Raw genomic sequence first — 20,692 nt, 5'->3', positions numbered from 1 at the left:
GATGGGTTGCGGCGGGCAGAGGAAGGTGTGAAAGATCGTGTCGACAAATCTGAAAAGGGTTCTCGGGATCGCCTTGGCTGTGGCGGGTGTGGTGCTCATCGCCGCTTTCCCGGACACGAAATTCATCTGGTTCGAAGGAAGGCCGTTCGGTATTGCGCTGGTCCTCTTCGGAGGTCTTGAATTCGCGGAGAGTTATCGGCGCGGAAAGCCCCGGCGGTTCGTCGATGAATTGCGTGGAGACTTCGGTCTGAAGTCCTCGGAGGAGCGTCGGCGTGACGACGACCACCGCCGGAGGGACGACTACCGGCGTGACGACGACTACCGGCGCCGTGACGACTACCGGCGTGACGACGAGGACCGGCGGCGCGACGACTACCGACGGGACGACGAGGACCGGCGACGTGACGACCGCCGACGGGACGACGAGGACCGGCGGCGCGAGGACGACCGCCGACGCGAGGACGACCGGCGGTGGGACAAGGACGCCAAACGGCGCTGGGACTCGCCCGACGACTGACCACAGCAACGCAGCAAGGGAGCACACGTGACATCGATGTCCCGGCTCGACCAGAGCGCCGCGGCGAAGGCCCGGCAGGCCCATCTGTTCCTGGTCGCCACCGGCACCCTCTCCACCGCGCACCTGCCGTTCTGGCTGAACTGGCTGTCGGTGAACCGCCCCCACTACAAGGTGACGGTGGGGCTGACCGACTCGGCGGAGCACTTCGTCAGCGCGTCGGCCCTCACCGCGATGACCGGGACACCCGTCGTCCGCAACACCTGGGACACCGCGGACGGCCTGCGGGAGCCGGTGCACACCCGGATCGCGGCCGACTACGACGGCATCCTGGTCTACCCCGCCAGCGTCGCCTTCCTGTCGGGCCTGGCATCGGGCGCCGGGACCTCTCCCTTCTTCCTCGCCGCGCTCGGCACCAGCGCCCCCGTCGTCATCGCCCCGACCTTCCCGCCGGGGGTCGCACGGAATCCGATCATCACCGACGTGCTGGGCCGCCTCGACGCCGTCCCCCACTACCACCTCGTCGAACCCCGCAAGGGCACCAGCCGTTCCACCGGCGCCGAGACCGATGTGACCGCCCCCCTCTGGGACGCGATCGCCGCCTTCGAAGCGGCCACCACCGAGCCGTCCGCCACCGGGGCGCCGGACACCGAGACCGCGCGGACCGCCGCGGCCGTACCTGTCGACGCCTGAGGAGGCCGGGCATGGAGCACTTCTTCTACACCTTCGCCGATCCCGACTCCTACGACGACATCGCCCGCTGGAGGGCCGACCCCGCCGACGACAGGTTCCGCTCGACGCGGCGAGGGCTGGTGCCGGTCGTCCACGCCGAGGGCTGGCAGTACTCCCAGCACGGCATCTGGACCGTCTGCCGACCCGGCGGCGAACCCGTCACCGGCCAGGGCTGGAAGATCCACATCGCGGTCACGCCCGACTCCTTCGAGGCGCTGCGGGAGAAGGTCTCGGCCTTCTGCACGGCACGTGGCGTCTCCTTCAAGTTCCTGGCGCGGTACGAGTACGCGTGGCTGATCAACGCCAAGTACGCGCCCCGGCAGGTCTCCGGCAAGGGCTTCGTCCTCTACCCGGCCGACGAGGAGCAGTCCCTCGTCCTCGCCGGTGAACTGGTCGGCCTGCTCGCCGACGCGGAGGGCCCCCGCATCCTGTCCGACCTCCAGGTCGACCGGAGCGTCGTCCACGTCCGGTACGGCGCCTACACCCGCCAGTACTGCCGCGGCGACGCGGGCAAGCCGGTCCTCGCCCTGGAGGACCCCGACGGGCGCCGGGTCCCCGACCGCAGGTCCGTGCCGTTCAAGGCACCCTCGTTCGTACGGATTCCGGACGCGTTCAGACCGGCGCCGCCCGTCGCCGACGGCCCGGTCCCGCCGTACCGCATCGACAAGACGCTGCACTTCTCCAACGGCGGTGGTGTCTACCTCGCCACCGACCTCGGCACCGGTCGGCAGCTGGTGCTCAAGGAGGCCCGGCCGTTCGCCGGCTACGACCTGGTGGGAGGCGACTCGGTCGTCCGGGCCGCCAAGGAGTACCAGGCGATGCGGACCCTCGCCGGACTGCCCGGGATCCCCGAGGCGTACGACCAGTTCAGCTGGCAGTCGCACCTCTTCACCGCGATGGAGTACGTCGACGGGACCACCCTCCAGGAATGGTGCGCCGCCCGGGTCCCCTTCCTCGTCCGTCCCGAGCCCTTCGAACCGCCGACGCCCGAGGACATCGGCGCCTACCACCGCGACGTCGAGGAGATCCTGACGAAGGTCCGCCGCGCGATGGAGGCGATCTGGGACCGTGGCCACGTCTTCGGGGACCTGCACTCCGGCAACGTGATGGTCACGCCCGGCCTCGACGTCAAGCTCATCGACCTGGAGACGTGCCTGCCGGAGGACGCCCCCCGGCCCTTCCCCGGCGCCCCCGGCTTCACCGACCCGGCCAGGACCGGGCGAGCCGCGGACGAATACGCCCTGGCGATGCTGGAACTCTCCTGCTACATGCCCCTCACCCACCTGATCCGCATGGACGGCACCAAGCTGCGCCAGCTGCTGGAGACCTGCCGGACCTGGTACGGCCTGCCGCGGGAGTGGGCCGACCGGCTGCTGCGCGCCGCGCGCCGCCCGGACACCGTCACCGACGGCCCGCTGACGGTCGCCTCCAGCCATCTCGACGACGCCCTCGGCTTCGAGACCTGGGCGTCGCAGATCGTGACCGGCCTCCGGGCCACCAGCAGCCACGACCGCGCCGACCGCCTCTTCCGGAGCGACTTCACGGGGTTCTCCCTCTCCCCGGTCTCCCTCGCCACCGGTGCCGCCGGAGTGCTGTGGTCGCTCCTCGGAACCCGTGGCCTCGACGCGCCCGACCTCGTCGAGGAGGTGGCCGACTGGACCGCCGCCCGGGGCAGGGCGTCGGCGACCCGACTCGAATGCGGCCTGTACGACAGCGAACTGGGCGCCGGGTACGCCCTGTGGAAGGCCGGACAGCACGACCACGCCCGCTCCCTGGTGGACTCCGCCCTGGCGAAGGACCGTGACGGCATCGGACTGAGCGTCTTCAGCGGCCTCGCCGGAATCCATCTGGCCGCCTCCGAGATGGCGTCGGGCGTCGATCCGCTGGTGCCCGAAGACCTCGCGGAAGAGCTCGGCGCCGAACTCACCGAGCGCGCGAAGACCTACCTCGACCGCCTTGCCGGTACCGACGAGCCCGACGTGTCGCACTACGGCCTGATGCACGGTGTCGCCGGGATCGCCCTCGCCGTCCACCGCCACGGCCTGCGCGCCGGGGACACCGCCGCCGTCGACCTCGCGCGGGACCTGCTGGAGTTCGAGCTCTCCGGATACGTGCGGTGCGCGGACGGCTCCCTGCAGTTCAACGAGGCCGGGCGCCGTAGCCTCGGGTATCTGGAGGTCGGCTCCTGCGGTGCCGCTCTCGTCCTCTCCGAGCTCACCCGCCACGGGGGATGGGTCTCCGCACGGGCCTCGATCGAGGACCTGGTCCGGGCGACCGGGCCCGAACTCATGGTGCAGAGCGGCCTGTTCCGTGGCCGTGCCGGTTTCGTCGCGGCCCTGGCCACGCTCGCCCGGGACGGGGTCGCCGAAGAGCGCGCCCGCGCGCTCGTCCACCGGCACACCCAGCAGCTGGGCGTGCACGAGATCCGGCCGCGCGAAGGCGAGCTGCACTTCCCCGGATCGCGCAACTTCAAGCTGTCGAGCGACCTGCGGACGGGCAGCGCGGGCGTCCTCACCGGCATCGCGTTCGCCTCCGGCCGCCGGGACAACTGGCTTCCCGGGGTCTTCTAGTGGAGGTACTCGGCCGTATCGTTCCGCTGGCCCTGATGGACACCCTGAGCGTGTCCACCCTGGCCATCCCGGTCTGGTTCCTGCTCACTCCCCGTGGGCTGCGCATGGCGAACGTCTTCGGCTACCTGCTGAGCGTCGCCGTCGGCTATCTGCTGCTGGGGCTGGCGATGCTGAGCGCGCTCTCCGCCGTACGCGAGCCCCTGCGGTCAGCGCTCGACTCGCCCGCCGGGGACATGGCGACGGCGGTCTGCGGTGTGGTGCTGATCCTCATCGGCGCCTGGTACGGCCTGCTGCGCCGGGAGAAGGAGGGCCAGGGACGCCTCACGGCCTGGAGGGAGGCGGCGGTCGGCTCCTCGGCCACGCCCCGCGGCCTGATCGTCGTGGCGCTGACGGCCGTCGCGCTGGAAGTCGTCACGATGTTCCCGTACCTGGCGGCGATCGACGCCCTCGGAGGGTCCGGCCTCCCCTGGGCCGTCCAGGCCGCGATGCTGGCGCTGTACTGCCTGGTCATGATCGCCCCCGCGGTGCTGATGGCGATCGGCCGGGCCGTCTCCCGCAGGGCGGTGCAGCCCACCCTGCGCAGGATCGACCACTGGCTCAGGGTCAACGCCCGGGAGAACACCGCCTGGCTGTTCGCGCTGGTGGGCTTTCTGCTCCTGTCGGGCACCAGCGCCTACGAGAAGGCCATGGACTTCCTCACCGGGTAGACGACCCGTCCCGCCCCATTCTCCGCACACGTGACCGGGTGCTTCCGTACGCAGCGACCACCCGGGTATCAGGGAAGGAAGAGCGACCTTGCGCAAGCCGCGACACACCATCAGCCGGGGGCCGTCATGAGCCGCTCCGCCGTCCTGATCGGCCTCGGCGCCGCCGTGCCCCCGCGCGCGGTGGACAACGCCGAGCTGGAGCGACACCTCGGCCTCGACGACCACTGGATCCGCTCCCGGACGGGAATCGACCGGCGGCACTGGGCCGACCCCGGCACCGCCACGGGCGATCTCGCGGTGGACGCGGCCCGGAGGGCCCTGGACTCCGCCGGAGGCGGCGCCGACATGCTCGTCCTCGCCACCAGCACTCCCGACCACCCGATGCCGGCCACGGCTCCGTACGTCGCCGCGCGCCTCGGCCTCGGGACCGTCGCCGCCTTCGACGTGTCGGTCGCCTGTGCCGGTTTCGTCTACGGCCTCGCCTCGGCCGCCGGTGCCATCGCGGCGGGCATCGCCGAGCGCGTCCTGGTCGTCGGTGCCGACATCTGGTCCACCCGGCTCGACCTGAAGGACCGTAGCACCGCGATCATCTTCGGCGACGGAGCGGGCGCGGCCGTCCTACGGGCCGGTGACCCCTCCGAACCCGGTGCGCTCCTCGGCTTCGACCTCGGCGGCGACGGTGCGCTCAAGGACCTGGCGCTGGTCCCCGGCGGAGGTTCCCGGCAACGGTCCGCCCCGGAGGGCACCAGCGAGGCGGACGACCACCTGACCATGCGGGGCAAGGAGACCTTCACCCACGCGGTGCGCCGCATGGGGGAGTCCTCGGCCCAGCTGCTGGAGAAGATCGGCTGGTCCGCCGCCGAGGTCGACCGGGTCGCGGGGCACCAGGCCAACAGCCGGATCCTCCACACCGTCGCCGATGTCCTCGGGGTGGACCGGGACCGGATGCTCATCCATCTCGACCGGGTGGGCAACACCTCCGCCGCCTCCATCCCTCTCGCCCTCACCGACGCGACGGTCCACGGGCGTCTCGCCCCGGGGCACCGCGTCCTCATGACGTCCTTCGGCGGCGGCCTCAGCTGGGGCTCCGCCGCCCTGACCTGGCCCTCTCTCCAGGTGTCCGAGGTCCTCCATGCCGAACCCGCCGCGCACTCCGACGAGAAGGGCACCACAGCATGACCGCCGACGCACTCACGGAACAGCTCGTCACCCTCTTCACCGACCGGCTCGACGTCAAGGGGGACGTCACCGCCCTGACCCCGTTCACGGAGCTCGAACTGGACTCCCTCGTGATGCTCGAGTTCTCGGCGATCCTCGAACAGCACTGTGGTGTCGACATACCCGAGGGGGACCTCCTCGACGCCGGGGACATCGCCGGTGTCGCCACCCTGATCCTCGCGCGGCAGGGTTCCGGCAACTGAGAATCGGAGGCGCCGCCATGGAGACGGCCATTTCCGCGGAGGGTCTCCGCAAGCGCTACGGTGACCACCAGGCGCTGAGCCGGATCGACCTCGCCGTGCCCACGGGCACCGTGTTCGCCGTGCTCGGCCCCAACGGCGCGGGCAAGACCACCACCGTGCGGATCCTCAGCACCCTGCTGGAGCCGGACGGCGGACGCGCCACCGTGGCGGGTCACGACGTGGCCACCCAGGCCCGCGAAGTGCGCCGCAGCATCGGCCTGGCCGGTCAGTACGCGTCCGTCGACGAACGGCTCACCGGACGCGAGAACCTCCGGCTGATCGGGGTGCTGCTGCACCTCGGGCGGCGCGGTGCGAAGGGCAGGGCCGACGAACTGCTGGAGCGGTTCGGGCTGGTGGAGGCCGCCGACCGGCCGGCGCGGACGTACTCGGGCGGGATGCGCCGCCGTCTCGACCTCGCCGCGAGTCTGGTCGGGCGGCCGTCGGTGCTCTTTCTCGACGAGCCGACGACCGGTCTCGACCTCAGCGGACGGCGGACGCTCTGGCAGATGGTCCGGGACCAGGTGGCCGAGGGGGTGACCGTCCTGCTGACCACCCAGTACCTGGAGGAGGCCGATCAACTGGCCGACCGGGTCGCGGTCATCGACCGGGGCACGGTCATCGCCGAGGGAAGCCCGGACCAGCTCAAGCGGGAGGTCGGCGGCGAGCGCCTCGAAGTCTCGGTGACCTCCCTCGCCGACCTCGCGCCCGTGGCCCGCACGCTGGCCGGTCTCACCCCCGGGAAGCCCGTGACGGACCCCGTGAACCGGACCGTGTCCGTACCGCTGACCGGCGGTGTGCGGACGATCGCCGCAGCCGCGAGCGGTCTCGAAGCGCTCGGGATCGAACCGCGGGACTTCGCCGTACGCAGGTCCACGCTCGACGACGTGTTCCTCGCCCTGACCGGACGGCAGGACGAACCCGAGGGGGAGCGGATGGCGGCGGTCGCCGTTCCCGGCGGAAGGCGGCCGGCATGATCGGGGCGGTCAGCGAATCGTTCGCCCTCGTCGGACGCAGGGTCCGGCACATCCGCCGGATGCCGGAACACCTCCTCGGCGTCACCGTGATGCCGGTGGCGTCCGTCCTCGTCCTCGGCTGCCTCTTCGGCAGCGCGATGCGGGCACCCGGCCAGGGCGGCTACCAGGAATACATCATGGTCGGCATCTTCGCGCAGGTGATGCTCACCAACATCACCACGACCGGCGTCGGCATCGTCAGCGACCTCGACAACGGTCTGGTGGACCGGTTCCGTGTCCTCCCCATCTCCGGCTCCTCCGTCCTGGTGGGACGGACTGTCGCGGACGGGCTGCTGGTCGCCTGGAGCTGTACGGTGATGACCCTCGTCGGATACGCCATCGGCTGGCGCGCCCACAATGGCCCGCTCCAGACACTGGCCGGATTCGGACTGCTGCTCCTGCTCGGCTTCGCGATGTCCTGGCTCGGCGCACTGCTGGGACTCGTGCTGCGCAACGTGGAGACGGTCAGCGCGGTCTCCGGTGTCGTCATGATGCCCCTCGTGTTCCTGTCCAACGCGTTCGTGCCGTTGGACGGGCTGCCGGGCTGGGTGCGGGTCCTCGCCGAGTGGAACCCGGTCAGCGCGATCGTCTCGGCCGGCCGGGACCTGTTCGGGAACGAGCGCGGCCCGACCAGCGGGGCGTTCCCCGCCGAGCACCCCCTTCCCACGGCCCTGCTGGTCCTGGCGCTCCTGCTGGCCGTGGTCGTCCCGCTGACCCGACGCGCCTACCGGAAGGCGGCAGCACAGCGCTGACGGGCTTCCCCGCCGTCCGCCGGGCTTCCCTGCCGTCGTCGCGGACAAGGCCGTCGACCCGGACCCGCCGTACGTCGAGGAGGCCCGGCGGCTGCTCAGCCGCGTCGGCGCCGAGCCGCGCGCCCGGGCGTCCGGCGCGACGAGATCATCTGAAAGTACCCCTGCTCGGCGGTCGAACTGCGGCGAACGCCTGGAAAAGCGGCCGTACTTCGAAAGGATGGAGGCGGCCGGTCCGGGTGGTGGGCGGTCGGGGTCGACAGGGGGTGCGGTGTCGTGGTGCAGCGGTCTTCGGCGGGACGTCGGGCAGTCGCGGTGGTCGGGGCGGGGGCGGCCGGGGCCATGGTCGCGGTGCAGCTCTGTGAGGCCGCGGCGCGGCGGGGGAGCCCGCTGGAACTGCTGCTGATCGACCCGGGGCCCGAGGCCGGGCGGGGAGCGGCGTACGCGACGGGCGACCCCCGGCACCGGCTGAACGTGCCCGCCGGGAACATGAGTTGCTACCCCGACGACCCGGGGCACTTCGTGCGGTGGCTGTGCCGTCACGGTTCGCCCGAGGTCTCGGCCTCGGACTTCGTCGAACGCCAGCGGTACGGGGCGTACCTCGCCGACACGCTCGGCCGGGCCGTCATCGCCGCGCACGGCACCGTCGCCGTCCGCAGGCTCCGCACCCGGGCCACCGGCTGCCGGTGGCAGGGCCGTACCGCGCGCGTCGAACTGGCCGACGGCGGCGCGGTGGACGCGGACTGCGTGGTGCTGGCCACCGGGCCCGGCCCGGTCGCCGACCCGCACTGGGCACCGGCCGCACTGCGCCGCAGCGGCCGGTTCGTCACCGACCCCTGGGCGCCGGGTGCGCTGGACGCGGTCCTCGCCGAGGGCGGCGCGCGGGACGTGCTCCTGGTCGGCACCGGACTGACCTCGGTGGACATCGCCCTCTCCCTGGACCGCCCCGGCCGTACCGTGCACGCCGTCTCGCGCGGCGGACGGCTGCCGCAGTCGCACGCCCTGACCCCGCTTCCCGCCACGGCCTGCGAGGACCATCTGGACGGACTCCCGCTGGTGGGACTGAAGGCCGCGATCCGTCGGCACGTCGGCCGGGTCCTCGCCGCCCAGGGGGACTGGCGCCCCGCGGTGGACGGGCTGCGCCCGCTCACCGCGCGCCTGTGGGGAGCCCTGTCGGAGGAGGACCGGGCCGCGTTCGTGGAGCGGGACAGCGCGCTGTGGAACGTGCACCGGCACCGGATGCCCCCGGCGACGGCGGAGGCCGTGTCGCGGATGCGCCGGACCCGGCGGCTGCGGCCCCGCGCCGGAAGGGTCGTCGACGCCCGTCCCGGCCCGGAGGGAACGCTGACCGTCACCCTCGCCCCGCCCGAGGGCCGGGAGACCCGGGAGCTGACGGTCGGCTGGGTCGTCAACTGCACGGGTGCGCACGCGCCGGTGAAGGACACCGCCGATCCGCTGTGGCGCGGGCTGCTCGACGACGGCGGGGCCGTGCCCGGTCCGCTCGGCATGGGCGTGGACACCGACCGGGGGCGGCTGCGGGGCGCGGACGGACGGGCCGGGCGGCCGGTGTGGACGCTCGGCGCGCCGCGCCGCGGCGAACTGTGGGAGACGACGGCCGTCCCGGAGATCCGGGGGCAGGCGGCGGCCGTCGCCGACGCGGTCCTCGGCCACCTCGCCGGAACCGCCCCGGCGGCGGCGCCCGTACGGCGACCGCCCCGCGACACCTCCGGGTTCGCGCTCAGCACCCATGACGCCGCCGCCGCGGTCTACCGCTCGGGGACGGAGCGGCTGCTGACGCCCCGGTCGGGGGCGGTGCACGCGTTCCGCCGGGCCGCCGCGCTCGACCCCGGGTTCGCCCTCGCCCATGCCGCGCTCGCCCTGACCGGCCACGAGGCCGGGCCCGGGGCCGGTGTGGACGTCGCCCGCGCCCTCGCCGACGCCCGGCGGGCGGTGGCGGAACGGGGGAGCGCGCACGAACGGTCCTGGGTCGAGGCGGTCGCGCACCATGTGCGGGGCACCGGCACCGGCCAGGCCCTGGTGCGCCATCTGGACGCCCACCCCGGGGACCTGACGGCGCTCGCCACCGCCGTGCCCGGCGTCACCTCCTCCGGCCTGTCCGGTGTCGACGGTCCGACCGCCCGCCGACTGGCGGAACGGGCGTACGCGGCCCGTCCGGGGCACTGGTTCCCGGCCTCGGTGCTGGCCCTCGTACGGCAGGACGAAGGCCGGTACGAGGAGGCGGAGGCGCTGGCCGGGGAGGCCCTGGCGGCGGAGCCCGCGTCGGGGCACGCCGTCCACGCGCTCGCCCACGTCGACTACGAGCGCGGCCGTCACCGGGCGGGTCTGGAGCGGCTCGACCGGTGGCTGACCGAACGCCAGGGGCACGCCGACGCCCATCGCGCCCACCTCGCCTGGCACGCGGCCCTGCACGAACTGGCCCTCGGCGACGGGGCCTCGGCCCGGCGCCGGTGGGAGGCCGAGCTGTCGCCCGCCGAGGTGCGGGGGCCCCGGGCCCTGGTGGACTCCTGCACGCTGCTGTGGCGGGTCGGGCTCACCGGTGGCCGGTACGGCGGTACGGAGGTCCACGAGGTCCTGGACGTGATCGACCGGAACCTGCTGGAGCGCCCGGACAGCGCCTTCACCGCGATGCACGCCGCGTTCGCCCTGGCCGCCGCCGTCGATCCGGCGGGGCTGCGGCGGCTGCGGGCCCACGCGCTGCGCGCGGACCGGGTGCGGCGGGAGGTGGTGGCACCGTTGTGCGAGGCCCTGGAACACTTCGCCGATGAGCGGTGGGGGGAGGCGGCGACCGGTCTCGGCCGGGTCCTTCCCTCGCTGGTCCGGGCGGGTGGCAGCGCGGCCCAGCGGGAGGTGGCGGAGGAGGCCCTGCTGTACGCGCTGGTCGCGGCGGGCCGCCCCGAGGAAGCCAGGACCCGCCTGGAGGAACGCCTGGGCCGGAGACCCTCCCCGCACGACCGCACCCGCGCGAACGCGCTGCCGCGCGGGGAGCGGGGGAATCCCTGACGCGGCCGGTGCGCCCGCGGCCTTCCGGGTACGCGGTGCGCACCGCGTCGGACCCCCGGATCGCACGGCGCGTCGGACGCCTCGCCCGCCGGTCGTCAACGATCGTTCGGCGACCGGCGACCGGTGCTCTCTGGGGGTCGGAGCAGGCCGCCCGCCGCCTCCTCGTGGTTCCGTCATGAGAGGTGGCGGGCGAAGAAGGCGCCCACCCGGCGCCGTAGCTCGGCGAGTGTCACCGAGGGGTCGCCGGTGCCGACGAGCGCGGTCCGCGCCGCCGTCGTCACGAGGCCGGAAGCCTGGAGTCGGGGGACGAGCGGGCCGTAGTCGGTGAACGCCCAGTGGTTCGCGTCGCGGAGCAGCCGCCGGTGGCCGGGAAGGCCCGCCCAGGACGACTCGATACGGGCGGCGCCGTCGAATCCGTCGGTGCGGAACAGCAGCAGCGCCCGGTCGGGGCCGGTCGGCGTCGGGTACAGGTCGAGAAAGCCCTCCAGGTTCACCACCGCGCCGACCCGGTGGTCGTCACGGGCCGCGTACACCACCGCCGTACCGCCCGCGGAGTGCCCGTACATCCCGATCCGGCAGGAGTCCATGACCGGTGCGAGCGGCAGGTCGCCGAGCCGGTCCAGGACCAGGCGGAGGTCCGCGATCCGGGTGTCCACCATCGTGCGGAAGGTCGCCGGGTCCGGCGGCCCGGTCAGGACGGTCGTCCGCATTCCGGTGGGCAGCTCCACCTGGGAGGCGTCACCGGGGTGGTCGACGAGGACGACCACCCGGCCGTTGCTCGCCAGGTCCTCGGCGAGGGTGGTGCCGAGCGTGCGGGAGTCGCCACCGCCGGGTGAGTACACCAGCACCGGCCGCCGCCCGGGCAGCGGCGGCGCGCCCGCGTACCCGTGGGTGAGGACCGCGCCCCAGTCCACCGCTCCCGGCTCCGGCAGCCCCGGACGGACGCGCGGCGCGTACTCGGCGAACTCCCCGGCCTCGGCCGGGGTGAGCTGCGGGGCCCGGGGGAAGCCGTGTACCGATCGGGCCGGGTACAGGACGGTCAGCATCAACTCCCGTACGCCGCCCGCCCACGGGTCGGTCCGGGACGGGTCCGTCAGATGGACCGTCCGGATGCCCACGGGGTACGGGCCGCCGGGCGCGGGCAGCCGGAGGACCGAGCGGCCACCGGGGGCGGACGCGGACGCGGCCGTGGGCAGCAGGGCGGCGGCACTCCCGAACAGGGTGCCTCTCAGAAGAGTGCGTCGAGAAGTCATACGAACATCCTTGGGGCGGGGGCCGTCACCGTGCGAAGGTTCAGGTCCTGGCCGAAAGGCTGGACCAGGACGAGGAGTCGTGAGGGTGCTGCGGATCCACTTCACCGCGCGGGACTTCGCCCGGACCCGCTTCGCACCCCGCCCGGCGCCGCTCCACGAGCTGCACGCCGCCCTGACGACAGCCGTGGCCCGGCGTGGCGGGCCGCTGTTCGCACCGTGGCGCGGACGCGTCCTGCGTTCCCTCCCGGCCGTGACCGACCCGCTCGCCGAACTGGTTCCGGCGGGCCGCCCGCCCTCCTTCCTCGACGTCCTCGGCGACACCACGGCCGACGGCTTCGAGCGGATCCGCGCCACCAGCCCCGGTCTCGTCCGCTCCGAGCTGGAACGGGTCTACGGGACGATGCCCGCGCCCCGCCGGATCCGTGACCTGCACGCGGGCGACGAGACGGCCTGGCGCGCCCTGCGCCGCGCCCAGCGGGCCGCGTACGAGACGGTCCTCGCCCCGGTCTGGCCCGTCGTGCAGGACCTGCACCGCGAGGAGTTCACCCGCTACGCCCTGACGGTCGCCGAGCACGGCGTGGCCGCCGCCTTGACCGGTCTGGCCCCGGGCAGCCGGCTCCACGAGGGCGGGTGGGAATGGCCCGGCGCGGCACCGGACCGCGACGTCCGCCTCGACGGGCGCGGCCTGGTCCTGCTGCCTACCTTCCATCACCCGGCGGGCCCGCTCCTCCACGACGCCCCGGGCCGTCCCTCGGTCCTGACGTACCCGGCCGGTCCGGGGGTCCCGCCCACCGCCGGGGGCCCGGCGGCCTTCGCCGGGGTCCTTGCCGCCGTCCTGGGCCGCACACGGCTGGACGCCCTGCGGCTCCTCGCCGAACCCCACACCACGACGTCGCTGGCCCGCGCCCTCCACGTCAGCAACGCGACGGCCTCGTCCCACGCCGCCGCGCTGAGGTCGGCGGGCATGGCGACGACGACCCGCGCGGGCCGCTCGGTCACCCACCGGCGCACGGCCCTCGGCACCCTGGTCGCGGGAGCCTGACCGCCGTAGTCCGCCGTAGTCCGCCACGCTGGTCGGCCACCCCCTCGGCCCTGTCCGATCCCGTCGCCGTCGCCGTCGCCGTCGTCGTCCGGCTCGGGTGCGGCGGGTCGCGCGGCGGGCGCGGGCGTCGGCATCCGGGACCTGTGCGGTGAAGCCGTAGCGGCCGAGCAGGTTCAGGTCGCGGTGTTCGAGCGGGGGAGAGGGAACCGGGCGATGCCCTCCTCACGGCCCTCACGGCCCTCACGGCCCTCACGGCCCTCACGGCCCTCGCGGATCTCGCGGATCTCGGCCCGGAGCCGGGCGACGGCGGCGTCGTGGCGGGACTCCCGCACGGTGGGCCGCCGGTTCATCTGACGGCGGTCGCCCGGCCCACCCGGCTCCCTCCCCCTCGCCGGACGGCGCCCCCCGAAGGACCGTCCCCGCCCGCTCCTTCGGCTTGTTCGCACTCCGATCAGGAGTGCTAATCAAGGGCCCCTGGGGCAACGGCGGTTACCTCCGTATCGTTTTTGAAGGTAACCGCTACGGAGGAGGAAACCCCAGATGAGCTCCATCGCCCCGCGCCACTACTTCGAGACCCAGCTCCAGCTCACCGAGGACCCGCTGCTGGTCGCGGCCCGTCTCGCGGACTCCGGGCTGCACGAGTCCTACGTCGTCTACGAGAACGGCGGCAGCTGGTCCTACGCGGGCGGCGTGCGCGCCGAACTGACGCTCGACCGCACCGGTGCCCGGCTGACCCAGGAGGACGGCGCGGACGCCTTCCGCCCCTGGGACGGGCAGCCCCTGCGCCTGGTCTCCGACCTCCTCGGCACCGTCGCCGTGCCGTACTGGCGGGCCTACGGCTGGGCGACCTTCGAACTGTCCTACGCCAAGAGCGGCGACCTCGACCGGATCGGCGACGGCCGCCTCATGCACCTCATCGTGCCGCGCGCCGAGGTCCGCTTCGAGGCCGGGCACGCCCTGCTGCGCGCCGCCGACCAGGCCACCCTCGACGCCCTCCTCACCACCGTCGCCAGCACCGCGCCGACCGCCGCCGGGCAGCCCCGCCCGCTGGACGTGCACGCCACCGGCGGCAACCAGTACCGCGAGGCGGTACGGCAGGCCGTCGCCGAGATCAACGCGGGCGAACTGCACAAGGTCATCCTGTCCCGGGTCGTCGAGGTCGACGACGAGGTCGATCTGACCGGCACCTACGTCGCCGGGCGCCGGGGCAACAACCCGGCCCGCTCCTTCATGCTCAACCTGGGCGGCACCGAGGCCATCGGCTTCAGCCCGGAGATCGTCGTCCAGGTCTCCGAGGACGGCCGCGTCGTCAGCCAGCCGCTGGCCGGCACCCGCGCCCTCACCGGCGACCTGCTCACCGACGAGAGCCTGCGCGCCGACCTGTTCGGCTCCCCCAAGGAGGTCTACGAGCACGCCATCTCCGTCAAGGTCGGAGCGGACGAACTGGTCGACGTCTGCGTCGAGGGATCGGTCGAGGTCCCCGAGTTCATGGCGATCCGCGAGCGCGGCAGCGTGCAGCACCTCGCCTCCCGGGTGGCCGGACGGCTCGCCCCGGGCCGTGAGGCGTGGGACGCCTTCGGAGCGGTCTTCCCCGCCGTCACCGCCTCCGGAGTGCCGAAGTCGGCGGCGTACGACTCCATACTCCGCCACGAGCCCGAGTCCCGCGGCCTCTACAGCGGCGCGGTCCTCACCGTCGACCACGTCGGCTCCATGGACGCGGCCCTGGTCCTGCGCAGCGCCTACCGCAAGGACGGCCGCACCTGGCTGCGGGCCGGGGCCGGAATCGTCGGACACTCCACCCCCGAGCGCGAGTTCGAGGAGACCTGCGAGAAGCTCGACAGCGTCGCCCGGTTCCTCGTGCCCGCGGGCGGCACCCGATGAGGGTCACCGGCGAGGTGCACCTCGCCGGGCTGGGAAGCTGGCTGCCCGCCGAGGTCACCACCGCCGACGCCGTCGCCGACGGCCGGTACGGGGAGGCGGACCGGAAGGCCTCCGGGATGCTGGCGGTCCGGGTGGCCGAGGACCTCCCCGCCCCCGACATGGCGGTACGGGCCGCCCGGACCGCGCTGCGACGGGCCGCCCGCACCGGGCTCACCGCCGACGACTTCGGGGCGCTGCTGCACTGCGCCACCTACCACCAGGGGCCCGACGGCTGGTCCGCGCCCCACTACGTCCTGCACCGCACCCTGGACCGGCCCATCGGGGCGGCCCAGGTGGGACCGGGCTGCCTGGGGATGCTGACGGCCCTGGAGATGGCCGCCCACCGGCTCGCCGCCGACGACGGCAAGGACGCCGTCCTGCTCACCGCGGCGGACAACTTCTCCCCCTCCCTGGTGGACCGCTGGAACTCCTCCCGGCTGTTCCTCCTCGCCGACGGCGGCGCCGCCGCCGTGGTCTCCCGGCGGGGCGGCTTCGCCCGGCTGCTGTCCGTCGGATCGGTCTCCGCCCCCGTGATGGAGGAACTCCACCGGGGCGGGGAGGAACTCTTCCCGCCCGGCATCACCGTCGGCCGGTCGCTCAACTTCGAGGAGCGCAGCGACTACTGGCGCGGCCGGTGGGCGCAGGGCGCGGCGCCGCCGAAGGTGCACCTGGGCGACGTGGTCGCCGACGCCGTCGACCGGGTCCTCGCGGAGGCGGACACCGGCCTGGAGAAGGTGGCCCGGATCTGCCACACCGGCTACTCCGAAGGCGCCCTCCACACCATCTACCTCGACCCGCTGGACATCGACGCGGCCGACGGGACCTGGGAGTTCACCCGGAGCATCGGACACATCGGGGCCGCCGACCCGTTCATCGGCCTCGAACGGCTCTGGACCCGGGGCGAGGTCGGACCCGGGGACCGCGTGCTGCTGCTCGCGGCGGGCCCCGGCATGGAGGTCGCCTGCGCCGTCGTGGAGATCACCGAGCCCTATCTGCCCGCCACCGCACGACCGGAGGAAGACCTGTGATGCTCGAAGGATGCACCCCCTGGCCGGCCGGGACGGCCGAGCGCTACCGCCGGGAGGGGCTGTGGAACGGCACCGACCTGGGCTCGCTGCCGCGCGCCTGGGCCGGGCGGTACGGCGACTCCACCGCGCTCGTGGCGGGCGAGGAACGCATCTCCTACGCCGAGTTCGCCGACAGGGTCGACCGCAGGGCCGCCGGTTTCGTCCGGCAGGGGGTGCTGCCGGGGGACCGGCTCGTCCTCCAGCTGCCCAACGTCCCCGAGTTCGTGGAGGTGGCCTTCGCCCTCTTCCGGGCCGGAGCGAAGCCGGTGTTCTCGCTGACCTCGCACCGGGCGAACGAGATCCGGCACCTGTGCGCGCTGTCGGGCGCCTCCGGCTATGTCGTCCCCGGAGTCTTCCGGGGCTTCGACCACACCGCCCTGGCCCTGGAGACGGCCGCCGAACTGCCCGCCCTGCGCAGGATATTCGCCCAGGGCGAGACCGGCTCACCCGCCGTGGTCCCGCTGGAGGCCGTCGACGCGGAACCGGTGGAACTGCCCGCCAACGACCCCTCCGACGTGGCCTTCTTCCTGCTCTCCGGCGGCACGACCGCACTGCCCAAACTCATCCCGCGCACCCACGACGACTACGCCTACCAGACCCGTACGGTCGCCGCGCTCGCCGGACTGACCACCGAGGACGTCTATCTGGCCGCGCTGCCGGTGGAGTTCAACTTCACCTGGGGCTGCCCCGGAGTGGTCGGCACGCTCTCCGCCGGAGGGACCGTCGTCCTCGCCCCCGACCCCACCGCCGACGACTGCTTCCGGCTGATCGAGCGCGAACGCGTCACCCTGACCTCGGTGGTGCCCACCGTGGCACGGCTCTGGCTCGACGAACGGGAGTGGTCCGACGCCGACCTGTCCAGCCTGAGGGTGCTCCAGATCGGCGGGGCACGGCTCGAACCGGAACTCGCGGCCCGCGTCGGACCCGAACTGGGCTGCCGCCTCCAGCAGGTGTTCGGCATGGCCGAGGGACTCCTCACGATGTCCCGCCCCGACGACGACCCGGACAGCGTCCTGCACACCCAGGGGTGGCCGGTCTCGCCCGCCGACGAGCTGAAGATCGTCGACGAGCGCGGCGCGGAGGTCCCGCCCGGGACCACCGGAGAGCTGCTCACCCGGGGGCCGTACACCCTGCGCGGCTACTACCGGGCCCCCGAGCACAACGCCAGGGCCTTCACCGAGGACGGCTTCTACCGCACCGGCGACCTGGCCAGTCTCACCGAGGACGGCCGCCTCGTGGTCCGGGGGAGGCTCAAGGACGTCGTCATCCGGGGCGGCGACAAGATCGCGGCCGGTGAGGTGGAGGCCCATCTGCTCACCTGCCCGGGGATCGCGGCGGCGGCGGTGGTACCGGTGCCGGACGAGTTCCTCGGCGAGCGGATCTACGCCTTCCTGGTCGCCCGCGCGGACCGCGAGGAGACCGGAACGGGCGCGGAGCGGCCCTCCCTGCCGGAACTCAAGGCCGCGCTGCACGCCCGGGGGCTCGCCGACTACAAACTGCCGGACCGCGCCGAGTTCGTACCGGACCTGCCGCTGACCCCGCTCGGGAAGATCGACAAGAAGGTCCTCGCGGCGGCCGCCGCGGACCCCGCGCTGCCGCGCGACTGGAAGCCCACCGGGTCGTCCACCGAACAGTCCGCCGAGCCGTCCGCCGGGCCGTCCACCGGGGCACCCGCCGGGTCACCGCGGACCGCGCCGCCCGGTGCCGCGCCCGCCGCCACCCCGTCCACTCCCGCCGCAACCGCTCCGGGCGAGCCTGCCCTTGTCCCGTCCGCTCCCTCCGCCCCGTCCGCTCCCTCCCTCCTGTCCGGCTCCACCGTCCCGTCCGTCTCCCTCCACTCCGCGCAGTCCGCCCCCGTCCCTTCCGCCTCCGTCCCTTCCACCCCCCTTCCTTCCACCTCCCTCTCTTCCACTTCCCTCCCTTCCATCTCCGTCTCGTCCTCACCGAAGAGGTGAACCATCATGGCCGCCACACGTGCCGCCCGTACCGCACCGCGCACCGCGCCGCTCTCCGCTGCCGAACTCCGCCAGGAGGTTGCCACCGTGCTCGGCGCCGACCCCGGCGCCCTTCCCGGTGACGCCCATCTCGTCCATCTGGGCCTGGGGTCGCTGGAGATGATGCGCCTGGTCACCCGCTGGCGTCGGCAGGGCCTGCCCGCCGAGTTCGCCGAGCTCGCCGCCGCCCCCACCCTCGACGACTGGCACCGCCACCTCACCGCCGCCTGGAACGCCCGTACCGAGGAGGTGGCCTGATGGACGCCCTGCTGGTCAAGGGCGGCTGCCTCTACCCCGCCGACGCCACCGACCGGGTCGTCCCCGACGGCGCCGTCCTCATCCAGGACGGCGTGGTGACGGCCATCGGCCCGACCGGCGAGGTCGAGGCCGGCATCGCACCGGGACAGCTCGACGACCTGCGGACGATCGACGCCCGGGGCCGGATGATCCTGCCCGGCTTCGTCAACCCGCACTGGCACGAGATGTTCGCGATGCGCTTCCCCTTCAAGGGCGCGCTGCGCGAGGCCTCGGACCGCGACGACAAACCGGTGTTCATGGCCCTCGGCGGCGACGTCCCGCAGATCTCCGTGATCTTCGACTCCTTCCACGGCCAGGTCGACCGGCTCACCCCCGACGAGGCCCTCGCCATCGCCCGCTACTCGATGTGGACCCAACTGCGCTCGGGCGTCACCGCCCTCGGCGACGTCGGCTCCCTCAACAAACCGGAGGCCCTCGCCCGCGCCGCCCGCGACCTCGGGATGCGCCTCACCGTGAGCACCTGGGCCTCGGACGCCGTGTGCGCCCCCGGGGACACCCGCTTCCGCCGCACCCGCGACGCGGACGACGAACTCCAGCGGATCGAGAAGCTGCTGATCGACTGCGCGGCCGACCCCCAGGGCCTGGTCCGGGCCTGGCCGACCGCCGTGTACGGAACCAACATGACCGACGAACTCGGCTACGGGTTCGCCGAGTTGGTGGCCCGCTTCGACGTCCCGTTCGCCGCGCACGTCGGTGCGCTGCGCAACGAGGCCGAGGTGATGCTCGCCTACCACGGATCGACCCCGGTCCGCCGGTTCGCCGACCTCGGTCTGCTGTCCGAGCGGTTCATGGCGGTGCACTGCGCCTTCGCCGACGCGGGCGAGCGGGCCCTGCTGATCGGCGCGGGCGCGCACATCAGCCACTCGCCCGCCAAGTACGGCCCGGCGGGAGAGGCGTCCCTGACGGAGACCCGGCTCTTCCCGGAGTTCCGGCGCGCCGGGCTCGACGTCTCGCTCTCCACCGACGGCGCCGCCATGCCGATCGGCGGGATGGCCGAGGCGATGCGCTCGGTGTGGCAGGTCTACAACGAGATGTACGCCGACCCGACCGAGGTGCTGCCCACCGACGCGCTGGCGATGGCGACCCGCATCCCGGCCCGAGGGCTCGACCAGGGCGACCGGATCGGCAGTCTGGAGCCGGGCAAGCAGGGCGATCTGCTGCTGGTCAGGGCCGACGACTGGCGCTACCTCCTCAACCCGCGCCCGCTGGAGGGCTTCCTCTCCCTGGGCGGCTCCATGGACGTGGACACCGTGGTCGTCGCGGGCCGGGTCCTGATCGACGACGGCCGGTCCACCCGGCTGGACGAAGAGGCCCTGGAGGCCGAGTACCTGGAGGCCCTCGGCTCCTTCACCGTCCGCTGCCTCGGCGTGGACGCCGACGCGGTGGCCGCGCGGCTGCGGCTGCGCACCGAGACGCTCGCGGACCGCAGGCTGGCCCGAGCCCGTACGGCATCCCTCTCCACCGACCGGAAGGAACGGCGATGAGTAGGAAAACGGCCCTGGTCACCGGCGCCGCGGGCGGGATCGGGGCGGCGGTCGCACGGGCCCTGGCGGCCGAGGGCGCCCGGGTCGCGCTGCTCGACGCCGACCCGATCGCCCTGGAACCGCTGGTGAAGGAATTGCGGACGGCGGGCGCGGTGGTCCTCGCCCTGGGCGTGGACGTGCGCTCCAGCGGGGAGGTGGACGCGGCGGTCGACCGCACGGAACGCGAACTGGGGCCGCTCGACCACCTGGTGAACGCCGCCGGGGTGCTGCGCACCGGTGAGGTCGCGGGCTTCAGCGACGAGGACTGGGACTTCACCTTCGCGGTCAACGCCACCGGGGTCTTCCACGTCAGCCGGGCGGTCGCCAACCGGATGGTGCCGCGCCGGTCCGGGGCGATCGTCACGGTCGCCTCGAACGCGGCGGGCATCCCGCGCTGGAACATGGCGGCCTACGCGGCCTCGAAGGCCGCCGCCACCAGCTTCACCAAGACGCTGGGGCTCGAACTGGCCAGGTTCGGCATCCGCTGCAACGTGGTCGCGCCCGGCTCCACCGAGACGCCGATGCTCACCTCGATGTACGGGGACGGCGACGCGGCCCGGCCGTCCGTGGAGGGCTCGCCCGGCACGTACCGGCTGGGCATCCCGCTCGGCCGGCTGGCCCAGCCCGAGGACATCGCGCACGCGGTCCTCTTCCTGCTCTCCGACCGGGCCGCGCACATCACCCTGCACGGTCTGACGGTGGACGGCGGCGCCGCGCTCGGCGTCTGAACAGCGCTCCTTGTCCACCACCACCCCCCCCACACACACAGGCACCCGTCCCTCCCCCCACCCCCATCCCTGTCCCTTTCC

Annotated in this window: 18 protein-coding genes; 16 read left to right on the top strand and 2 right to left on the bottom strand. The window is 73.7% G+C overall.

Annotated elements, in window-relative coordinates:
* Positions 1-37 precede the first annotated feature (37 nt).
* From ACFXGN_RS13500 to ACFXGN_RS13460, 9 genes are all read left to right on the top strand, one after another.
* The gene (locus ACFXGN_RS13500; RefSeq protein ID WP_384857654.1) at positions 38-517 is read left to right on the top strand and encodes a hypothetical protein; all 480 of its coding nucleotides are present in this window, start codon (positions 38-40) and stop codon (positions 515-517) included.
* 36 nt (positions 518-553) lie between these two features.
* Positions 554-1,207, top strand: a complete 654-nt coding sequence (locus ACFXGN_RS13495; RefSeq protein ID WP_384857757.1) for a flavoprotein — start codon at positions 554-556, stop codon at positions 1,205-1,207.
* An 11-nt stretch (positions 1,208-1,218) separates the two neighbouring features.
* On the top strand, positions 1,219-3,816 hold the full coding sequence (lanKC, locus tag ACFXGN_RS13490; RefSeq protein ID WP_384857651.1) for a class III lanthionine synthetase LanKC: 2,598 nt from the start codon (positions 1,219-1,221) through the stop codon (positions 3,814-3,816).
* Positions 3,816-4,523 carry a GAP family protein gene (locus ACFXGN_RS13485; protein ID WP_384857648.1) on the top strand — a complete coding sequence of 236 codons (708 nt, stop codon included), beginning with the start codon at positions 3,816-3,818 and terminating at the stop codon, positions 4,521-4,523. Before lanKC ends, ACFXGN_RS13485 begins: the two co-directional genes overlap by 1 nt.
* A gap of 126 nt (positions 4,524-4,649) precedes the next feature.
* A complete protein-coding gene (locus ACFXGN_RS13480; RefSeq protein WP_384857645.1) occupies positions 4,650-5,702 on the top strand; it encodes a beta-ketoacyl-ACP synthase III in 1,053 nt (350 codons plus the stop codon).
* On the top strand, positions 5,699-5,944 hold the full coding sequence (locus ACFXGN_RS13475; protein ID WP_384857642.1) for an acyl carrier protein: 246 nt from the start codon (positions 5,699-5,701) through the stop codon (positions 5,942-5,944). Before ACFXGN_RS13480 ends, ACFXGN_RS13475 begins: the two co-directional genes overlap by 4 nt.
* A gap of 17 nt (positions 5,945-5,961) precedes the next feature.
* The gene (locus ACFXGN_RS13470; RefSeq protein ID WP_384857639.1) at positions 5,962-6,957 is read left to right on the top strand and encodes an ATP-binding cassette domain-containing protein; all 996 of its coding nucleotides are present in this window, start codon (positions 5,962-5,964) and stop codon (positions 6,955-6,957) included.
* The gene (locus tag ACFXGN_RS13465; protein ID WP_384857636.1) at positions 6,954-7,748 is read left to right on the top strand and encodes an ABC transporter permease; all 795 of its coding nucleotides are present in this window, start codon (positions 6,954-6,956) and stop codon (positions 7,746-7,748) included. The genes ACFXGN_RS13470 and ACFXGN_RS13465 overlap by 4 nt, the downstream gene beginning before the upstream one ends.
* A gap of 273 nt (positions 7,749-8,021) precedes the next feature.
* A complete protein-coding gene (locus ACFXGN_RS13460) occupies positions 8,022-10,766 on the top strand; it encodes an FAD/NAD(P)-binding protein (RefSeq protein ID WP_384857634.1) in 2,745 nt (914 codons plus the stop codon).
* Between the two features lie 173 nt (positions 10,767-10,939).
* On the opposite strand, the gene ACFXGN_RS13455 is transcribed toward ACFXGN_RS13460, so the two are convergent.
* The gene (locus tag ACFXGN_RS13455) at positions 10,940-12,019 is read right to left on the bottom strand and encodes an alpha/beta hydrolase family protein (RefSeq protein ID WP_384857632.1); all 1,080 of its coding nucleotides are present in this window, start codon (positions 12,017-12,019) and stop codon (positions 10,940-10,942) included.
* A gap of 85 nt (positions 12,020-12,104) precedes the next feature.
* Here ACFXGN_RS13455 and ACFXGN_RS13450 point away from each other — a divergent pair, with 85 nt between their 5' ends.
* Positions 12,105-13,061, top strand: coding sequence for an ArsR/SmtB family transcription factor (locus tag ACFXGN_RS13450; RefSeq protein WP_384857629.1), 957 nt, complete (start codon positions 12,105-12,107; stop codon positions 13,059-13,061).
* 173 nt (positions 13,062-13,234) lie between these two features.
* On the opposite strand, the gene ACFXGN_RS13445 is transcribed toward ACFXGN_RS13450, so the two are convergent.
* Positions 13,235-13,411, bottom strand: coding sequence for a hypothetical protein (locus ACFXGN_RS13445; RefSeq protein WP_384857626.1), 177 nt, complete (start codon positions 13,409-13,411; stop codon positions 13,235-13,237).
* 190 nt (positions 13,412-13,601) lie between these two features.
* Between ACFXGN_RS13445 and ACFXGN_RS13440 the strand changes: the two genes are divergently transcribed.
* From ACFXGN_RS13440 to ACFXGN_RS13415, 6 genes are read left to right on the top strand one after another with little or no spacing between them, the layout of a single operon-like run.
* Positions 13,602-14,942, top strand: a complete 1,341-nt coding sequence (locus ACFXGN_RS13440) for a salicylate synthase (RefSeq protein ID WP_384857623.1) — start codon at positions 13,602-13,604, stop codon at positions 14,940-14,942.
* Complete coding sequence (locus tag ACFXGN_RS13435) at positions 14,939-16,009, top strand: ketoacyl-ACP synthase III family protein (RefSeq protein WP_384857620.1); 1,071 nt, start codon at positions 14,939-14,941, stop codon at positions 16,007-16,009. Before ACFXGN_RS13440 ends, ACFXGN_RS13435 begins: the two co-directional genes overlap by 4 nt.
* Complete coding sequence (locus tag ACFXGN_RS13430; RefSeq protein WP_384857617.1) at positions 16,009-18,003, top strand: (2,3-dihydroxybenzoyl)adenylate synthase; 1,995 nt, start codon at positions 16,009-16,011, stop codon at positions 18,001-18,003. Before ACFXGN_RS13435 ends, ACFXGN_RS13430 begins: the two co-directional genes overlap by 1 nt.
* 6 nt (positions 18,004-18,009) lie before the next feature.
* Positions 18,010-18,300, top strand: a complete 291-nt coding sequence (locus ACFXGN_RS13425) for a phosphopantetheine-binding protein (RefSeq protein ID WP_384857614.1) — start codon at positions 18,010-18,012, stop codon at positions 18,298-18,300.
* The gene (locus ACFXGN_RS13420; protein ID WP_384857611.1) at positions 18,300-19,844 is read left to right on the top strand and encodes an amidohydrolase family protein; all 1,545 of its coding nucleotides are present in this window, start codon (positions 18,300-18,302) and stop codon (positions 19,842-19,844) included. Before ACFXGN_RS13425 ends, ACFXGN_RS13420 begins: the two co-directional genes overlap by 1 nt.
* Positions 19,841-20,611: a 2,3-dihydro-2,3-dihydroxybenzoate dehydrogenase gene (locus tag ACFXGN_RS13415; protein WP_384857608.1), complete on the top strand. Its 771-nt coding sequence runs from the start codon at positions 19,841-19,843 to the stop codon at positions 20,609-20,611. The genes ACFXGN_RS13420 and ACFXGN_RS13415 overlap by 4 nt, the downstream gene beginning before the upstream one ends.
* The last annotated feature ends 81 nt before the right edge of the window (positions 20,612-20,692 follow it).

The sequence above is a fragment of the Streptomyces sp. NPDC059247 genome (assembly GCF_042754005.1).
GTDB lineage: Bacteria > Actinomycetota > Actinomycetes > Streptomycetales > Streptomycetaceae > Streptomyces.
This window is presented reverse-complemented; position numbering and strand designations above follow the sequence as displayed.